Origin of the sequence: Aeromonas rivipollensis, assembly GCF_010974825.1 — a bacterium.
Lineage (GTDB): Bacteria > Pseudomonadota > Gammaproteobacteria > Enterobacterales > Aeromonadaceae > Aeromonas > Aeromonas rivipollensis.
In genome coordinates, this window is the sequence record NZ_JAAILA010000031.1 from 55,631 (window position 1) to 74,130 (window position 18,500).

Genomic DNA, 18,500 nt, shown 5'->3' on the forward strand with positions numbered 1-18,500 from the left:
GGGGCGAGCCCAGCGCGCCTGCCCTTGAGAGGAGATGACCATGAGTCTCTTGACATGCCCGGCCTGCCAGGCCGAGCTGGACAACCGCAGCCTCGAGGTGAGCTGCGACCAGTGCCATGCCCGCTATCGGATCCGGGCCCTGTGTCCGACCTGTCAGCAGAGCCTGGAGCGGCTTCGGGCCTGCGGCGCCGTGGATTACTTCTGCAACCACTGCAACAGCCTGGTCTCCAAGCGTGCCGTGCGGTTCGAGGCGATCCCGGCCGAGGCGAGCTGATGGAATAAAAAAACCCGGCCTTGGCCGGGTTTATGCTGTTGTGTGCTCCGCAATCAGCAAGGTATAGGAGCGGTTTCGGTGCCATATCTTGCGTTTCATGTCGGCCAGTTTCAGCTTGCGTCTGGGGCTCCAGGCGCACCTGGTCTTTCTGGTCAACGTGGCTCTTCTACGTGTTCGCATCTGGTTTTCCTCCCTGGTCATCCCGGCGACGCTGACGGCCCCTGAGATGGGCGGCCATCGGTATCGCAAGTTGATGAATATATTGCAATAAGCCTCTCTCAGACAGGCTCGGGCCTGGGGCAATGGTAACAGAGAATTCCCCAAGGCGACACACCCCGCAGGGCTCAGGGGGTGATGATCTGGCTGACCACCTCGGCGATGATGGCGGGGCGCTGTGCCGGGGCTGCTGGCTCGCTGCCGTCGTCTTCGTCCAGGGCCTCGCGGCGATGGGCCTTCTGCTGCTCGTTGTCGAGCCAGAGCAGGCTCTGGTAGTACTGGCGCACGTTGTTGACGTAGTTGCGCGCCTCGCCACCCCGGGCATAGCCATAGCGCACCTTGCGATGCCAGCGTGACTGCTGCAGCAGGGGCAACACCTCTTTCACGTCGCTCCAGGCATCGGGATTCTTGCCGAGCTGCTTGGTCAGGCGGCGGGCATCCATCATGTGGCCATAGCCGATGTTGTAGGCGGTGAGGGCAAACCACACCTTCTCGTCCGCCGGCACCGAGTCCGGCACCTTCTCCATCATCTCCTGCAGGTAGCGGGCGCCCCCCTTGATGCTCTCTTCCGGGTGGGTTCGATCGTTTACCCCCATCGCCTTGGCGGTGGGCTCGGTCAGCATCATCATGCCGCGCACCCCTGTGTAGGAGCGGGCCTGGGGGTCCCAGTGGGACTCCTGATAGCTGATGGCGGCCAGCAGGCGCCAGTCTATGTCCTTGGCATGGGTCTGGAACAGCGCCTGATACTTGGGCAGCAGGCTCTTGGCCCGCTTGAGGAAGGTGCGGGTGTCGACGAAATCGAAGTTCTGCACGTGGCCGAAGTACTTCTCGTCGAGCTTGGCGATGGAGCCATCCATGAAGCGCTGGCCGAAGAAGTCGATGATGCTGGCGTAGAGGCTGTCATCGGGCAGCTTGGTCATGGCCCAGGCCACTGTCTGCTTGCTGGCCAGGGTCAGCCCCTCGGTGAGCTCGGGGTAGTAGCGCTGGGTGCGGGCCAGCACAGTGTCCTGCACCACCGTGTAGTCCACCTCGCCGTCGGCGACCTGCTTGAGCAGCTCCTCCACGTCGGCGTCCCGGTTGATGCGCCAGCTCAGATTGGGGTACTGGCTGGCCAGCTCCTTCATCAGATCCTCACCGGTGGAGCCCGCAGGCACCACTATGGTGCCCTTGATGTCGCCGAGATCCTTGGGCCTGGGGGAGCCGTTGCGATAGACCAGCTTGGGGGAGACCTGGTAGAAGCCGGGGCCGAAGCGAAACAGCTTGCGCCGCTCCGGGGTCACCACGATGGCGGCGGCGGCGAGATCCAGGCTCCCCTTCTGCAGCTGTTCGACCAGCTCGGCGGTGGAGTAGGCCGGAACTATGGTCAGCTTGACCCCCAGCCAGTCGGCATAGTGCTGCGCCAGCTCGTAATCGAACCCCTGGGCGGTGTCGTCACGCTGGTAATAGGAAGTGGGACCATAGAGGGTGCCAACACGGATCTCGCCCCGTTGGCGGATCTGCTCCAGCTGGCTGGAGGGGGAATAGAAGTCACAGCCGGCCAGGGCCAGTGTCAGCAACATCCCGATAAACAGTCGAAAAATGCAGCGCAAGTAGGTGAGTACCCTTGTTGAAAAAATCGGCATTTGTCAAAAGAGAGGCACCTTTATACCAGAGAGTGTGGAGGGAGTCACATCGTGGGAGATGAGAAAAACGTTTGTTCGCGGTGAGCCTGATCCCTATAATACGCGCGTCTCAAATCCCCCCACACTCTAAAACTTGGTGAGAAAGGTATATGGAAATCTTGCGTGGTGCCCCAGCACTGTCTGAGTTTCGTGTCCACAAGCTGCTGCAGAGCTGCGCACAGAGAGGAGTAGAGATAGCAGACGTCTATGCCGAATATGTGCACTTTGCCGAGCTTTCGAGCCCGCTCTCGCCCCCGGAGCGAGCGACCTTGGGCCAGCTTCTGCGCTACGGCCCGACCATCCCGGAACACACCCCCAGCGGTCAGCTGTTTCTCGTTACCCCCCGCCCCGGCACTATCTCCCCCTGGTCTTCCAAAGCAACCGACATCGCCCACAACTGCGGCCTGAACCAGGTCAAGCGGCTGGAGCGCGGCATTGCCTATTACGTGCAGGCCAAGAGTGAATTGAGCGCAGCCCAGCGTGGCGAGGTCGCAGCCCTGCTGCACGATCGCATGATGGAGGTGGTGTTCGATGAGCCGAGCCAGGCAGCCGCCCTGTTTGCCCATCACGAGCCGCGCCCCTTCACCCAGGTGGATGTGCTGGGCGGTGGCCGCAGCGCCCTGGCCTCGGCCAACATCGAGCTGGGCCTGGCGCTCGCCGATGACGAAATCGACTACCTGGTGGAGAACTTCACCCGCCTTGGTCGCAATCCCAACGACATCGAGCTCTACATGTTCGCCCAGGCGAACTCCGAGCACTGCCGTCACAAGATCTTCAACGCCGACTGGACCATAGACGGTGAGCAGCAGCCCAAGTCGCTGTTCAAGATGATCAAGAACACCTTCGAGCAGACGCCGGATCATGTCCTGTCTGCCTATAAAGACAACGCCGCCGTGATGGAAGGCAGCCAGGGTGGCCGCTTCTTCCCGAGCCCCGCCAGCGGCGAATACCAGTATCACCAGGAGCGCGTCGACATCCTGATGAAGGTGGAGACTCACAACCACCCGACCGCCATCTCCCCCTTCCCGGGGGCGGCCACCGGCTCCGGCGGCGAAATTCGCGACGAGGGCGCGACAGGCCGTGGCGCCAAGCCCAAGGCGGGCCTGGTGGGCTTCTCCGTCTCCAACCTGCGCATCCCAGGTTTCGAGCAACCCTGGGAGCAGGATTTCGGCAAGCCGAGCCGCATCGTCAGCGCCTTTGACATCATGCAGGAGGGGCCCCTTGGCGGCGCCGCCTTCAACAACGAATTCGGTCGTCCGGCCATCCTCGGCTACTTCCGTACCTTCGAAGAGCAGGTGCCGAGCCACAACGGCGTCGAAGTGCGCGGTTACCACAAGCCCATCATGCTGGCGGGCGGCATAGGCAACATCCGCAGCGAACACGTCCAGAAAGGGGAGATCCCGGTGGGGGCAGCCCTGATCGTGCTGGGCGGCCCGGCCATGAACATAGGTCTGGGTGGTGGCGCGGCATCGAGCATGGCCTCCGGCCAGTCTGCCGAAGACCTCGATTTCGCCTCTGTGCAGCGGGACAACCCCGAGATGGAGCGCCGCTGCCAGGAGGTGATCGATCGCTGCTGGCAGCTGGACGATGACAACCCCATCGTCTTCATCCACGATGTGGGCGCCGGCGGCCTCTCCAATGCCATGCCGGAGCTGGTGAACGACGGCGAGCGCGGTGGTCGCTTCGACCTGCGCGCCATCGCCAGCGACGAGCCGGGCATGAGCCCGCTGGAGATCTGGTGCAACGAATCCCAGGAGCGTTACGTGCTGGCGGTCGCCCAGGACAAGCTGCCCCTGTTCAAGGCCCTGTGCGAGCGTGAGCGCGCCCCCTATGCGGTCATCGGCACCGCCACCGAAGAGAAGCACCTCACTCTCTCGGATGCGCATTTCGACAACCAGCCCATCGATCTGCCCCTGGACGTGCTGCTCGGCAAGGCGCCCAAGATGCACCGCGACGTGCAGACCCTGCCCGCCCAGGGCAAGGCCCTGCAACTGGATGGCATCACCCTGAATGACGCGGCCGAGCGGGTACTGCGCCTGCCGACAGTGGCGGAGAAGTCCTTCCTTATCACCATTGGCGATCGCAGCGTGACCGGTCTGGTCAACCGCGACCAGATGGTCGGCCCCTGGCAGATCCCGGTGGCCGATTGCGCCGTCACCGCCGCCACCTACGACAGCTACCATGGCGAAGCCATGTCCATGGGGGAGCGCACTCCGGTGGCACTGCTCTCCCACGCAGCCTCTGCCCGTATGGCGGTGGCCGAGGCCCTGACCAACCTGGCACCGGCCCACATTGGCTCCCTCAAGCGGGTCAAGCTCTCCGCCAACTGGATGTCTGCCGCCGGTCACCCGGGGGAAGATGCCGGCCTCTATGAGGCGGTCAAGGCGGTGGGCGAGGAGCTCTGCCCGGCCCTTGGCATCACAATCCCGGTGGGCAAGGACTCCATGTCCATGAAGACCCGCTGGCAGCAGGACGGGGAAGAGCGCAGCGTCACCTCGCCGCTCTCCCTGCTCATCTCCGCCTTCGCGCGCGTGGAAGACGTGCGCAATACCGTCACGCCGCAGCTGCGTACCGATCTCGGCGAGACCGACCTTATCCTGATCGACCTTGGCAACGGCAAGCAGCGCCTCGGCGCCTCCGCCCTGGCTCAGGTCTATCGCCAGCTTGGTCAGAACGCCCCGGATCTGGACAACCCCGTCCAGCTCAAGGGCTTCTTCAACGCCATCCAGGCGCTGGTAGCGGATCGCAAGCTGATTGCCTACCACGACCGCTCCGACGGCGGCCTCTTCGTCACCCTGACCGAGATGGCCTTCGCCGGTCACTGCGGTCTCGACATCCAGCTCGACCGCGTGGGTGGCGAACTGCTGCCTGCCCTGTTCAACGAGGAGCTGGGTGCCGTCATCCAGGTGCGCCGCGACGACAAGGAAGCCGTGCTGACCCTGTTGGCCGGTCACGGTCTGGCGGCCTGCTCCCATGTGCTGGGTACTGTGCGTGAAGACGATCTCATCCTGTTCCAGCGTGCCGGGACCGAAGTGTACCGCGCCAGCCGCACCGCCCTTCGCACCCTCTGGGGCGAGACCAGCTGGCAGATGCAGCGCCTGCGGGACAACCCCGAGTGCGCGGATCAGGAACATGCCGCCCGCCAGGACGCCACAGACCCTGGTCTGCAGGCCAGGTTGACCTACAACCCGTCCGAGGACGTGGCCGCGCCCTATATCGCCCGCGGGGTTTCCCCCCGTCTGGCGGTGCTGCGCGAGCAGGGGGTCAACTCCCACGTGGAGATGGCAGCGGCGTTCGACCGCGCCGGGTTCGCGGCGGTGGATGTGCATATGAGTGACATCCTGTCCGGTCGCATCAAGCTGGAAGAGTTCCAGACCCTGGTGGCCTGTGGCGGCTTCTCCTACGGTGACGTGCTGGGGGCGGGGGAAGGCTGGGCCAAGTCCATCCTGTTCAACGACAACGCCCGCGAACAGTTCCAGCGCTTCTTCGAGCGTGGCGATACCCTCTCCTTGGGGGTGTGCAACGGTTGCCAGATGATGTCCAACCTGCGCGACCTCATCCCGGGGGCCGACTTGTGGCCACGCTTCGTGCGCAACCGCTCCGAGCGTTTCGAGGCGCGCTTCAGCCTGGTGGAAGTGCAGGACTCTCCGTCTGCCTTCTTCGACGGCATGGCGGGCTCAGTGATGCCCATCGCCGTCTCCCACGGGGAAGGGCGGGTGGAAGTGCGCGATGCCGCTCACCTTGCCGCGCTGCAACAGAGCGGCCTGGTGGGGCTGCGTTTCGTGGACAACCGCGGCCAGGTCACCGAGCAGTACCCGGCCAACCCGAACGGGGCACCGGCGGGCATCACTGCGGTCACCACCACGGACGGCCGCGCGACTATCATGATGCCGCACCCGGAGCGGGTGTTCCGCACAGTGGCGAACTCCTGGCACCCGGACAACTGGGGCGAGGATGGCGCCTGGATGCGGATGTTCAGAAACGCTCGCGTGCGTCTGGGTTAATCCCGCGCTGACGTTCTAGAGAATCAAAAACCGGCCTCCGTGGCCGGTTTTTTTATGGGCGTGTGAGGCGCTCTGCGAGCCTTGGGTCCATGGCTGGTGGCGGAGGGAAGTGAGATGAAAGATGAGAGAGCTGAGGGGAGAGAGCGGACAGGGGAGGGCGTTGGCACTGTGAGCCAGGCTCCCTTGCCGGGTTGATACCTGAGCCCGGCAGTCTGGCGAGATAAAAAAACCGGCCACGAGGGCCGGTTTTGTTGTCTTGGCTGACGGGGTGCTAGCGCAGCACCACGTACTGGAAGCCCTGCACCAGGCTGATGACCGGCTGGGGGTAGATGCCCAGCGCCACCACCAGGATGGCGGAGAGCAGCACCACAAGCCCACCGGAGGAGAAGGCCCAGTCGGCCCTGGCATCGCGCAGCTGCATGCCGGGTTCCCGCAGATAGAGGGTGACCATGACCCGCAGGTAGTAGTAGAGGCCCAGGGCACTGCCGAGCACTATGGCGCCGGAGAGCCACCACAGCTTGGCATCGACCGTCACCCCGATGAGGTAGAACTTGCCGATGAAGCCCAGCGTCATGGGGATGCCCGCCAGGGAGAGCATCATCACCGTCATGACGGCTGTCAGGTAGGGGCGCTTCCAGAACAGGCCGCGATAGCTGTGCAGGGAGTCCGCATCCTTGCCGCGATAGGGGCTGGACATCATGCTGATGACGCCGAAGGCCCCCAGGCTGGTGAAGAGGTACATCAGCAGGTAGACACCGGCCGCTTCCACCGGCATCTGGCCGAGGCGGCTCGCCACTATCACTGCCAGCAGGTAGCCGAAGTGGGAGATGGAGGAGTAACCCATCATCCGCTTGATGTTGGTCTGGATCAGCGCCAAGAGGTTGCCGACCACGATGGAGATGACCGCCATGGCCGCCAGCAGCCAGTGGATCATGGGATCCGAGGTGGCCGGCACCGCCAGGTAGAAGCGCAGCAGCACGCAGAACACGGCTATCTTGCTCACGGTGGCGAGGAAGGTGGCCACAGGTGCCGGGGCGCCCTCATAGACATCCGGGGTCCAGAGGTGGAAGGGGGCGAGCGACAACTTGAAGGCAAAGCCCACCAGCATCAGGCCAAAGCCCCCCATCAGCAGCGGGTGGTGAGCCGGGCTCTGGGCCAGGGTCAGACCGAGATCGCTGAAGCTCAGGCTGCCTGCCTGGGCATAGAGCAGCGCCATGCCGAACAGCAGGAAGGCGGTGGCGGCAGCGGAGAGCACCATGTACTTGATGCTGGCCTCCAGGGAATGGCGCTCGCGATAGGCATAACCCACCAGACCGAACATGGGCAGGGTCAGCATCTCGATCCCGATAAACAGTGACGCGAGATGGCGGGAACCCGCCAGCACCAGGCCACCGGCGGTGGCGATCAAGAGCAGCAGGTAGAACTCTTCCCGGTTGTCCGGGTAGCCCTTGAGCCAGGAGCGACCGAAGGTACAGGTGGCCAGGGCGCCGATGAGCACCAGCCCCATGTAGAAGACCGCATAGCTGTCCACTTGCAGCAGGGGAGTGACCCCCTGATCCCCCTGGGCCATGACGATGGGCAGGGAGAAGAGCGCCAGGTTGAGGCCTGTGATGGTCACCACGAAGGCGGTGTCATCGCAGCGCTTCCAGGCGATGGCGAGCATCAGGGCGACCATGGCCCCCGTGGTCAGCAACAGGGGCAGCAGGGCCAATAGTTGGGCGGCGGTAAACGTCATGACAAGGCTCCCGGTGTGGACAAGGAAAGGGAGAGAGAAACAGAGGGCATCATTGCAGTGCTCCTGTGGCTGGCAGCGCGTACCAGTGCAGCACGCTCAGCAGGCTGCTGCTGGCGGTGTCGAGCACGGGTTGCGGGTAGAGACCGAGCAGCACCAGCAGACCGGCTATGGTCAGCATCATGGCCAGCTCCCGTCTGTCCAGGCCCTTGAGGACGCTCTCGTCCTTGGGGGCACCGAAACAGGCGCGCTGCAGCATGATGAGGGAGTAGACCGAGGCCAGCACCAGGCCGAAGGTGGCGATGATGGTGATGATGGGGGCCACCTGGAAGCTGCCGATGAGGATCAGGAACTCGCCGACAAAGTTGCCGGTGCCCGGCATGCCAAGGGAGGCCACCGAGAAGAACAGCATGACGCCGGGCAGGTAGCGCAGCCGACCCCAGAGGCCGCCCATCAGGCGCAGGTCCCGGGTGTGCAGGCGCTCGTAGAGCTGGCCGCACAGGATGAAGAGACCGGCGGCGGAGAGGCCGTGGGCTATCATCTGCACCACAGCCCCTTGCAGGGCCAGCTCGCTGCCGGAGTAGATGGCGATCATCACGAAGCCCATGTGGGAGATGCTGGTGTAGGCCACCAGACGCTTGATGTCGGTCTGGGCGAACGCCAGCAGGGCGCCGTAGACGATGCCGAAGAGGCCAAGGAGCATGGCGTAGGGGGCGAACTCGGCGGAGGCCTCCGGGAAGAGCGGCAGCGTGAAGCGCAGCAGGCCGTAGGCGGCGGTTTTGAGCAAGATCCCCGCCAAGTCCACAGAACCCGCGGTCGGCGCCTGGCTGTGGGCGTCCGGCAACCAGCCATGGAGCGGCACCAGGGGCATCTTGACCGCGAAGGCGATGAAGAAGCCCAGCATCAGCAGCCACTGCACGCCCTTGCTCATCGGGGTATTGAGCAGGTCGAGGTAGTTGAAGGTGAAGACGCCGGTGCTGGCGTGGTGGGTCAGCACCAGCCCGAGGATGGCCACCAGCATGATGAGGCCACTCGCCTGGGTGTAGATGAAGAACTTGGTGGCCGCGTTGATCCGGGATTTACCGTCGGTGACCGAGTGGCCCCAGAGCGCGATCAGGAAGTACATGGGAACCAGCATCATCTCCCAGAAGAAGAAGAACAGGAACAGGTCCACCGCCATGAAGACGCCGAGCACACCCCCCAGGATCCACAGCAGGTTGAGGTGGAAGAAGCCGATGCGCTGCACGATTTCCTTCCAGGAACAGAGGATGGCAAGCACACCGATGAAGCTGGTGAGCATCACCATCAGGAGGGACAAGCCGTCTACCGCCAGGTGCAATGAGATGCCGAAGCGGGGGATCCAGGGTTGCTGCCACTCGGCCGCCCAGACGGGGAGGCCGGGGTTCGCGAGGGAGAAGTCACCCCCCAGCCAGATGGCACCGGAGAGCACCAGGCAGGCGCTCATGGAGAGCAGGGCTACCCAGCGAACGAATTGTCCGCCGAGCCGCTCCATCTGCCAGCAGAGCAAGCCGCCGATAAAAGGAATTAACAAGATCCAGAGTAAGGTCACGATATCAGCTCTCGTCTAGGTTCTAGTCGGGCAGGCCCCGGGCCTGCCACACATATTGGGCTCATGGATCAGCCGAGCAGCAGCAGGGCCAGGATCAGGGCGGCGCCCATCCCCATGGAGGCGGCGTACCAGCGCAGCTTGCCGGACACAGTCCAGGCCAGCAACTGGTGGCCCCCCTGGGCCAGCACGGCGGGCAGGTTCATCATCCGATCCAGCGGGTCCTTGCCGAGCAAGCGGGTCACCAGCAGGTAGGGCTTGACCCAGATCCAGTCATACAGCCAGTCAAAGCCCCAGGCATTGAACCAGAGGGTGCTGAGCGCGCGGCCGACGGCACTCTCGGCGATCCCCTTCGCCAGGCGACGTTCGCCGAGAAAGAGGAAGGCTGCGAGCGCAATGCCTGCCACGGCGATGACGCCGGAGAGGATCTCGAGGCTGTGACGGCCCTCCTCGATATGATCCCCCGGGCCTGCCGGCAGCACTCCGGCGAGCGGCGGCACTATCAGGGCACCCACACCGGTGGAGAGCACCAGCAGCACCAGCAGCGGCAGCTGGTGGGCCAGGCCGTGGCCTTTGTGCGCCTGCGTCTGTGCCTTGCCGTGGAAGGCGATGAAGATGAGGCGGAAGGTGTAGAGGGAGGTCAGGAAGGCCCCACCCAGACCGGCCCACAGCAGGGCGCTCTGGCCACTGGCCTGCACCTGCCAGAGGATGGCGTCCTTGCTGTAGAAGCCGGCGGTGACCAGCGGCAGCGCGGCCAGGGCCGAGCCCCCCACCAGGAAGCAGGCATAGACCAGCGGCAGGCTCTTGCGCAGGCCCCCCATCTTGAAGATGTTCTGCTCGTGGTGGGTCGCGACTATGACGGCCCCGGCGGAGAGGAACAAGAGCGCCTTGAAGAAGGCGTGGGTCATCAGGTGGAAGATGGCCCCTTCCCAGGCACCGACCCCCAGGGCCAGGAACATGTAGCCTATCTGGCTCATGGTGGAGTAAGCCAGGATCCGCTTGATGTCGGTCTGCACCAGGGCGGCAAAGCCTGCCAGCACTAGGGTAATGGCACCGACCAGGGCCACCAGATGGAGGATCTCCGGGGCCAGCAGGAAGAGGCCGTGGGTGCGGGCGATGAGGTAGACACCAGCGGTCACCATGGTGGCCGCGTGGATCAGCGCCGAAACCGGGGTCGGACCCGCCATGGCGTCTGCCAGCCAGGTCTGCAGGGGCAGCTGGGCGGATTTGCCGACCGCGCCGCCGAGCAGCATCAGGCAGGCGAACGACAGGGCAGGGGAGCCCTCGGCAAACATAGCGGGGGCGCGCACCAGCAGCTCGTGGATGTTGAGGGTGCCGAGCTCGCGGTAGAGCACGAAGAGCCCGATGGCGAGGAAGACGTCACCGACCCGGGTCACCACGAAGGCCTTGAGGGCGGCCGCCCCGTTGGCGGGGTTGCGGTAGTAGAAGCCGATCAGCAGGTAGCTGCACAGCCCCACCCCTTCCCAACCCAGGTAGACGAACAGCAGATCATCGGCCAGCACCAGGAACAGCATGCTAGCGATGAAGAGGTTGGTGTAGGTGAAGAAGCGGGAATACCCCTCTTCCCCGCGCATGTACCAGGAGGCGAACAGGTGGATGAAGAAGCCCACCCCTGTCACCACCCCCAGCATGGTCAGCGACAGCCCATCCAGCGCCAGGCGGAAGGCGGGCTGGAATTCGCCCACCGACATCCACTGCCACAGGGTCTGGGTATAGACGCCGCCCTCGGGGGTGTGATTGAGGAAGTCGAACCCGACCCAGATTGTGGTCAGGGCCGACAGGCCTATGCTGCCGACACCGATGAGTGCCGCGCTGCGCTCGCCGAGACGGCCGATGGAGAAGGCCAGCAGCAGCCACCCCAGCAGGGGGAACAGGAAAGTCAAGTATAGGAGGCTCATCCGCGCATCTCGCTCACAGTGTCCACGTTCAGGGTGTGGTAACGACGATAGAGCAGCAGTAACAGGGCGAGGCCTATACTGGCCTCCGCTGCCGCCAGAGAAATCACCAGTATGTACATGATCTGGCCGTCGGCCTGGGCCCAGCGGCTACCCGCCACCACGAACGCCAGCGCGGACGCATTCATCATGATTTCGATACTCATGAGGATAAACAGCAGGTTGCGGCGGATCAGCAGACCGCACAAACCGATGCAGAACAGGATTGCCGCGAGCAGCAAGCCGTGCTCCATGGGGATACCACTCATTGCTGACCTCCTTCCTGGGATGGGCGAGCTGTGGGTTTGGGGACGGAAAGCACTTCCCCGCTCTTGTCTTCACGGCCAAGGTGATAGGCGGTGACCAGACCCGCCAGCAGCAGTATGGAGGCGAGCTCCACCGCCAGCACATAGGGGCCGAACAGGGCGATGCCGACCTCTTTCGCACTGACGTCGGTCTGCCCGAGTTCACCGCCGGTGACCCCGAGAATGCCGTAGGCCAGGAAGCCGAGCAGGATGAGGGAGAGCAGGGCAGGCCCACCCCAGGTCATGGGGGTGAGCCAGTTGCGCTCCTGATCCTGGGATGAACCCAGGTTCAGCATCATCACCACGAACACGAACAGCACCATGATGGCGCCGGCGTAGACGATCACCTGCAGGGCGCCAGCAAAGGAGGCTCCCAGGCAGAAGAAGATCATGGCCACGGCGATGAGCGAGATGATGAGATTGAGCAGCGCATGCATGGGGTTGCTGGTGCTGATGACCCGCAGCGTGCTGTAAACGGCGACCAGGGCCGCGGCATAAAATGCCAGTTCCATGATTGACTCCTAGGGCAGCAGGCTCTTGACATCGATGGGTTTGGCTTCGTTCTCGGCATCCCCTTTGGGCTTGCCGTCGATGGCCATCCCGCTCATGCGGTAGAAGTTGTAGTCCGGGTATTTGCCGGGGCCGCTGATCAGCAGATCTTCCTTCTCGTACACCAGATCCTGGCGGCGATACTCGCCCATCTCGAAATCCGGCGTCAGCTGGATGGCGGTGGTGGGGCAGGCCTCTTCACACAGACCGCAGAAGATGCAGCGGGAGAAGTTGATGCGGAAGAACTCCGGGTACCAGCGACCGTCGTCCCGCTCCGCTTTTTGCAGCGAGATACAGCCGACCGGGCAGGCCACGGCGCACAGGTTGCACGCCACGCAGCGCTCGTCACCGTCCGGATCCCGGGTCAACACGATACGACCACGGAAACGGGGCGCGGCATAGACCTGCTGCTCCGGGTAGCTCAGAGTCTCGCGGGGGCGCCAGGCATGGGAGAAGACCATCCCCAGACTGCGCAGTTGGGTGCCAACACCCTTGATAATGCTCGTAATTTTCATTGGTGCCTCACTGCACGTTCATAAGCACGACGGCGCCGGTTACCAGCATGTTGAGCAAGGTAAGCGGTAAGCAGACTTTCCAGCCAAAGGACATCACCTGGTCAAAGCGCGGGCGGGGCAGGGAGGCCCGCAGCAGGATGAAGAACACCATGAAACAGGCGGTCTTCAGGGCAAACCAGATGAAGGGCGGCAACCAGGGGCCGTGCCAGCCACCGAAGAAGAGGGTCACGATGAGGGAGGAGATCAGCACTATGCCGATGTACTCGCCCACGAAGAACAGACCCCACTTCATACCCGCGTACTCGATGTGATAGCCGTCGGCGAGCTCCTGCTCGGCCTCCGGCTGGTCAAACGGGTGACGGTGGGTGACGGCAACCCCGGCAAACAGGAAGGTGATGAAGCCCAGGAACTGGGGGATCACGTTCCACAATCCTGCTTGCGCTTCGACTATATCCCGCAGGTTGAAGCTGCCGGTCTGGATGACGATGCCCATCAAGGAGAGGCCGAGGAACACCTCGTAGGAGAGGGTCTGGGCCGAGGCGCGCAGGCTGCCGAGCAGGGAGTACTTGTTGTTGCTCGACCAGCCGGCAAAGAGCACGGCGTAGACCGCCAGCCCCGCTATGGCCAGGATGTAGAGCAGTCCCACGTTGAGATCCGCCACGCCCCAGGTGGGGGTGATGGGCACCACCGCAAACGCCAGGATGAAGGCGGTAAAGGCGATGATGGGGGCCAGCACGAAGATCCGGCGATCCGCGAAGGGCGGGATCCAGTCCTCCTTGAAGAACATCTTGACCATGTCGGCCGCCAGTTGCAGCAGGCCGAAGGGGCCCACCCGGTTGGGGCCGTACCTGTCTTGCCAGAGCGCCAGCAGACGGCGCTCGATGAAGCTCATGAAGGCGCCAGCCCCCACAATCCCCACCAGCACGATCAAGGCTTTGCCTACCTCCAGCAACAGATCGATCAGCTCATTGCTCATGCGATGGCCTCCTGCAAGTCAGTCACATAGGCCTGGTGCAGCGCGGTCGGCAGACCATGGGCGCCCAGGGGCAGGCCGAGCAGACCCGGTGCCAGCCGTTCGCTGATCCGAAGTCGCAGCCGCCAGTGGTGACCACCCCAGGAGAAGGCCACCTGGTTGCCGGCATGAAGGGCCAAACGGGCGGCATCGGCCGGGTTCAGCACCAGCTCTGGGTCTCCCATGCGGGCCTGGATGACGGGGCTGCGCGCGGAGAGCTCGTCGCCACCGAACAGCTGGTCATAGCTCACCACTTGCAGCGCTGCCTGGGCGGTGAAGGGGGCGGGAATGGTGTCGAACCAGCCGAGGGACTCGCTGCCCGGCTCCAGCAGGCGACGACCGGGATCGCCGGCCCGCAGGCTGCCACCCACCTCGTCCTGGAACTTGTTCCAGGCGGAGGGGGAGTTCCAGCCCGGTGCCCAGGCGAACGGCACCTGTTGCAGGGGTTGGCGGGCACCGGCGTAGCCTTCCATGGAGAAGTTGAAGGGGGAGTCTGGGTCTTGCGCCACCCGGGGCTCGCTCACGTTCTGATCCGCCAGCATGGAGGTGCGGCCGCTGTAGCGGTGTGGCTCGCGCGCGAGCTTCATGCCGCGGATACGCAGTCCGGCATTGGGGGCGGCTTCGCCCATGGTGGCCAGCAGCGGGGCAGAGGCGGCGCAGGCCGCACTCACCTCGTCGAAGCTGCTCCAGCGCGGGGACTTGCCGTCCAGCGTGCCTTGCAGCGCGGCCAGCCAGCGCCAGCCTTCGCGCACCTGGATGTCGGCGTCGTAGAAGGCGGGGGCATAGACCTGGAAGAAGCGCTGGGCACGGCCTTCCATGTTCACCACAGTGCCATCGGCCTCCGCAAAGCTGGCGGCAGGCAGCACCAGGTGGGCCTGCTGGGCGGTGCGGGTGTCCTGATGATCCACCACCAGCAGATGCTGCAGGCGCTTGATGGCGGCATCGACCCGGTTGCGGGGAGCACGGCGATAGAGATCGTTCTCCAGGGTGATCAGCGCAAGGGACTCGCTCCCTTCGATGCGCTCGAGGGCGGCTTCCAGGGGAGCGGCGTTGCCGGCCAGCATGGCCAGCCCCAGGCTGTTGGCCTCCTGGGCCACCAGTGCCAGTTCGACGGTCTGACCACGACCCTTGAGGGCGTGGGCTATGTTGCTGGCCGCCTCGATCAGCGCCTGGCTGCGGGCACCGGAGCCTGCGATGATGAGCGGCTTCTTGGCGTTGCCAAGCAGCTCGGCCCAGCGGGTCGCTTGAGCCAGCTGATCGGCGCCCAGATCCTGCGGGGCAGGGGCGGAACCGTCGAGCAGGTGGGCGATGGCAAAGCCGAGGCGGGCCTGATCGGCGTGAGGGGCATGCAGGGTATCGGCGGCCACGTCGTCGAGACGGGTCTGATCCAGGCTGGTGATGAGCAGCGGATAACGCTCATTCTGAGCGAGCGTCTGCACCGCGGCGACCTGCCACAGGTCCACCTTCAGCTTGCGGGCGATCTCGCGGCCCTTGCCCTTGACTGCCTGACGCAGTGCCAGGCTGATCCGGGCGGCCGTCTGGGTGACATCTTCACCCAGCACCAGCACGGCGTCGGCCTCTTCCATGTCACGCAGGCTGGGGGTTCGTACCCCGCCCTGGTGCAGGACATGCAGCATCTTCTGCAGGCAGGCCCATTCGCTCTGCTCGACCCCTGCGTAGAAGTTGGCGGCGCCCACCAGCTCGCGCAGGGCGAAGTTGCTCTCGAGTGACGCTCGTGGCGAGCCGATGCCGATGATGCCGCTTGCGGTGCGCAGGGCATCGGCGGCGCGGTTGAGGGCGCCATCGACCGTGATGGCCAGCTTGTCATTGCCATCCTGAAGCAGGGGCTGGCGCGGGCGGTCGGCCTGGTTGACATAGCCGTAACCGAAGCGGCCACGATCACAGAGGAAGTAGTGGTTCAGGGCGCCGTGGAAGCGGTTCTCGATGCGGCGCAGCTCGCCGTAGCGCTCCCCCGGGCTGATGTTGCAGCCGACCGAGCACTGCTGGCAGATGCTGGGGGCAAACTGCATGTCCCACTTGCGGTTGTAGCGCTCGGAATGGGTCTTGTCGGTGAAGACGCCGGTGGGGCAGACCTCCACCAGGTTGCCGGAGAACTCGCTCTCCAGGGTGCCATCCTCGACCCGGCCGAAGTAGACGTTGTCGTGGGCGCCGTAGACACCCAGATCCTCGCCGCCGGCGTAATCCTTGTAGTAACGCACGCAGCGATAGCAGGCGATGCAGCGGTTCATCTCGTGGTTGATGAAGGGGCCGAGATCCTGATTCTGGTGGGTGCGCTTGGTGAAGCGGTAGCGACGGCTGTTGTGGCCCGTCATCACCGTCATGTCTTGCAGGTGGCAGGCGCCACCCTCTTCACACACAGGGCAGTCGTGGGGGTGGTTGGTCATCTGCCACTCCACCACAGTCTTGCGAAACTCCTTCGCCTCTTCGTCCTCGATGGAGATATAGGTGCCATCTGTGGAGGGGGTCATGCAGGACATGACCAGGCGGCCGCGCTTGTCGTCGGCATTCTGATACTGTTTGACCGCACACTGGCGGCAGGCGCCGACGCTACCGAGCGCCGGGTGCCAGCAAAAATAGGGGACGTCCAGACCCAGGGACAGACAGGCTTGCAGCAGGTTATCTGCCCCGTCTACCTCGAACTCTTTACCGTCTACATGAATGGTTGCCATACAACTTCCCTGAAACCTGTTTTGTGAAATCGGCTATTGCCCGATGCGTTCTGGCGTATTACCAGCGCTCGCCCAGCAGATTGGGCTGGATACCCTTGAACAGCTTGTGATTGTCATGGGGGGCCTTGACCCCGGCCTCGAACTCGGACCGGAAGTACTTCATGGCACTGCCAAGGGGCTCGACGGCGCCGGGGGCATGGGCGCAGAAGGTCTTGCCCGGCCCCAGGAAGCTGACCAGCTGCTCCAGGGTGGCGAGATCCTCGGGCTGGCCTTCGCCTCGCTCCAGGGCCCGCAGGATCTTGACGCTCCAGGGCAGGCCGTCGCGGCAGGGGGTGCACCAGCCGCAGGATTCGCGGGCGAAGAACTCTTCCATGTTGCGCAAGAGTCCGACCATGTTGATGCTGTCATCCACCGCCATGGCGAGGCCGGTGCCCATGCGGGTGCCGACCTTGCCGATGCCACCGGCATACATCTGGGCATCCAGGTGCTCGGGCAACAGGAAGCCGGTGCCGGCACCGCCCGGTTGCCAGGCCTTCAGGCGATAGCCGCTCTTCATGCCACCGGCGTAGTTCTCAAACAGCTCGCGGGCTGTGATGCCAAAGGGCAGCTCCCACAGGCCCGGGTTGTTGACCTTGCCGGAGAAGCCCATCAGCTTGGTGCCGTGATCTTCCGAGCCTGGCAGCGCCAGCCCCTGGTACCACTCGACGCCGTTGCCTATGATGGCGGGCACGTTGCACAGGGTTTCGACGTTGTTGACGCAGGTCGGCTTGCCCCAGACGCCGGAGACGGCGGGGAAGGGGGGCTTGGCGCGCGGGTTGGCGCGGCGCCCTTCCAGGGAGTTGATAAGCGCGGTCTCTTCGCCGCAGATGTAACGCCCTGCGCCGGTGTGGACGAACAGCTCGAAGTCAAAGCCCGAGCCCAGGATGTTCTTGCCGAGCAGGCCGGCGGCCTTGGCCTCTTCCACCGCACGGCGCAGGTGGATGGCGGCATCCACGTACTCGCCGCGCAGGAAGATGTAGCCACGGTAGGCCTTGAGGGCCCGGGCACTGATGATCATCCCCTCGATCAGCAGGTGGGGCAACTGCTCCATCAGCAGCCGGTCTTTGTAGGTGTTCGGCTCCATCTCGTCGGCGTTGCAGAGCAGGTAACGGATGTTCATGCTCTCGTCTTTGGGCATCAGGCCCCACTTCACCCCGGTGGAGAAGCCGGCGCCGCCGCGCCCCTTGAGGCCGGCGTCCTTGACGGTGCCGACTATCTCGTCAGGGCTCATCTGACTCAGTGCCTTGCGGGCCGCTTCGTAGCCCTGCTTGCTCTGGTATTCGTCCAGCCAGACCGGCTGGCCGTCATCCCGCAACCGCCAGGTGAGCGGATGGGTCTCGGCCGCACGGGCGATGCGGTTGGCGGTGCCAAAGGATGCCAAACTCATGGATAAGCCTCCAGGGTCTTGAGCAGGCTGACGGCATCGAGCCCACCGTAGGTATCGTCGTCTATCATCAGCGCCGGCCCCTTGTCGCAGTTGCCGAGGCAGCAGACCGGCAGCAGGGTGAAGCGGCCGTCAGGGGAGGTCTGGCCGGGGGCCAGATCCATGACCTCTTTCAGGCCGGCCAGCAGTTGCTCATGGCCGTTGATGTAACAGACCATGCTGTCACAGACACGGATGATGTGGCGGCCTACCGGCTGGCGGAAGATCTGGCTGTAGAAGGTGGCGACCCCTTCCACGTCGCTGGCAGGGATGCCGAGCACGGCGGCGATGGCATGGATGGCACCGTCCGGTACCCAGCCGCGGGCCTGCTGCACTATCTTGAGCGCTTCTATGCTGGCGGCGCGGGGATCTTCGTAGTGGTGCGTCTCATGCGCTATGGCATCGCGCTCGGCCTGGCTCAGGACGAAGCCGTCCCCCTTGCTCTGGCATGCGCTCTGTCCCGCGTTGGACGATGTATTCTTGCACTGACATTGCTGGCTCATGAACTTAACCTTTTGTCGTTTATTCTTCTTGTCCCGTTGCGCCCTCCTGTGGGCG

13 protein-coding genes are annotated in these 18,500 nt (G+C 64.3%); 2 read left to right on the plus strand and 11 right to left on the minus strand.

Features of this window, described 5'->3' with window-relative positions:
• Window positions 1-40 precede the first annotated feature (40 nt).
• Window positions 41-274, plus strand: coding sequence for a zinc ribbon domain-containing protein (locus G4923_RS17485; protein ID WP_163137814.1), 234 nt, complete (start codon window positions 41-43; stop codon window positions 272-274).
• Between the two features lie 344 nt (window positions 275-618).
• On the opposite strand, the gene mltF is transcribed toward G4923_RS17485, so the two are convergent.
• Window positions 619-2,112: a membrane-bound lytic murein transglycosylase MltF gene (gene mltF, locus G4923_RS17490; protein ID WP_163137815.1), complete on the minus strand. Its 1,494-nt coding sequence runs from the start codon at window positions 2,110-2,112 to the stop codon at window positions 619-621.
• Between the two features lie 149 nt (window positions 2,113-2,261).
• On the opposite strand from mltF, the gene purL reads away from it, so the two are divergent.
• Window positions 2,262-6,155 (plus strand): phosphoribosylformylglycinamidine synthase, encoded by a 3,894-nt coding sequence (gene purL / locus G4923_RS17495; protein ID WP_163137816.1) that lies wholly within the window; start codon window positions 2,262-2,264, stop codon window positions 6,153-6,155.
• A gap of 271 nt (window positions 6,156-6,426) precedes the next feature.
• Here purL and nuoN read toward each other — a convergent pair whose 3' ends face one another.
• The 10 genes from nuoN to nuoE form a co-directional block, all read right to left on the minus strand.
• Window positions 6,427-7,890, minus strand: a complete 1,464-nt coding sequence (gene nuoN, locus G4923_RS17500; RefSeq protein ID WP_163137817.1) for an NADH-quinone oxidoreductase subunit NuoN — start codon at window positions 7,888-7,890, stop codon at window positions 6,427-6,429.
• Window positions 7,891-7,939: 49 nt separating this feature from the next.
• Entirely contained in the window at window positions 7,940-9,457 is a 1,518-nt protein-coding gene (gene nuoM, locus G4923_RS17505; RefSeq protein ID WP_043131693.1) for an NADH-quinone oxidoreductase subunit M, read from the minus strand.
• A gap of 68 nt (window positions 9,458-9,525) precedes the next feature.
• Window positions 9,526-11,373 carry an NADH-quinone oxidoreductase subunit L gene (nuoL, locus tag G4923_RS17510; RefSeq protein WP_163137818.1) on the minus strand — a complete coding sequence of 616 codons (1,848 nt, stop codon included), beginning with the start codon at window positions 11,371-11,373 and terminating at the stop codon, window positions 9,526-9,528.
• Entirely contained in the window at window positions 11,370-11,678 is a 309-nt protein-coding gene (nuoK, locus tag G4923_RS17515; protein WP_041205926.1) for an NADH-quinone oxidoreductase subunit NuoK, read from the minus strand. Before nuoK ends, nuoL begins: the two co-directional genes overlap by 4 nt.
• A complete protein-coding gene (gene nuoJ, locus G4923_RS17520; protein ID WP_163137819.1) occupies window positions 11,675-12,226 on the minus strand; it encodes an NADH-quinone oxidoreductase subunit J in 552 nt (183 codons plus the stop codon). The genes nuoK and nuoJ overlap by 4 nt, the downstream gene beginning before the upstream one ends.
• Window positions 12,227-12,235: 9 nt before the next feature.
• The gene (gene nuoI / locus G4923_RS17525; RefSeq protein ID WP_005324242.1) at window positions 12,236-12,778 is read right to left on the minus strand and encodes an NADH-quinone oxidoreductase subunit NuoI; all 543 of its coding nucleotides are present in this window, start codon (window positions 12,776-12,778) and stop codon (window positions 12,236-12,238) included.
• Window positions 12,779-12,785: 7 nt separating this feature from the next.
• Window positions 12,786-13,754 (minus strand): NADH-quinone oxidoreductase subunit NuoH, encoded by a 969-nt coding sequence (gene nuoH / locus G4923_RS17530; protein WP_025327220.1) that lies wholly within the window; start codon window positions 13,752-13,754, stop codon window positions 12,786-12,788.
• Window positions 13,751-16,480, minus strand: a complete 2,730-nt coding sequence (nuoG, locus tag G4923_RS17535; RefSeq protein WP_163137820.1) for an NADH-quinone oxidoreductase subunit NuoG — start codon at window positions 16,478-16,480, stop codon at window positions 13,751-13,753. The genes nuoH and nuoG overlap by 4 nt, the downstream gene beginning before the upstream one ends.
• A 58-nt stretch (window positions 16,481-16,538) precedes the next feature.
• A complete protein-coding gene (gene nuoF, locus G4923_RS17540) occupies window positions 16,539-17,906 on the minus strand; it encodes an NADH-quinone oxidoreductase subunit NuoF (protein WP_163137821.1) in 1,368 nt (455 codons plus the stop codon).
• On the minus strand, window positions 17,903-18,445 hold the full coding sequence (gene nuoE / locus G4923_RS17545; protein ID WP_240455366.1) for an NADH-quinone oxidoreductase subunit NuoE: 543 nt from the start codon (window positions 18,443-18,445) through the stop codon (window positions 17,903-17,905). Before nuoE ends, nuoF begins: the two co-directional genes overlap by 4 nt.
• Between the last annotated feature and the right edge of the window lie 55 nt (window positions 18,446-18,500).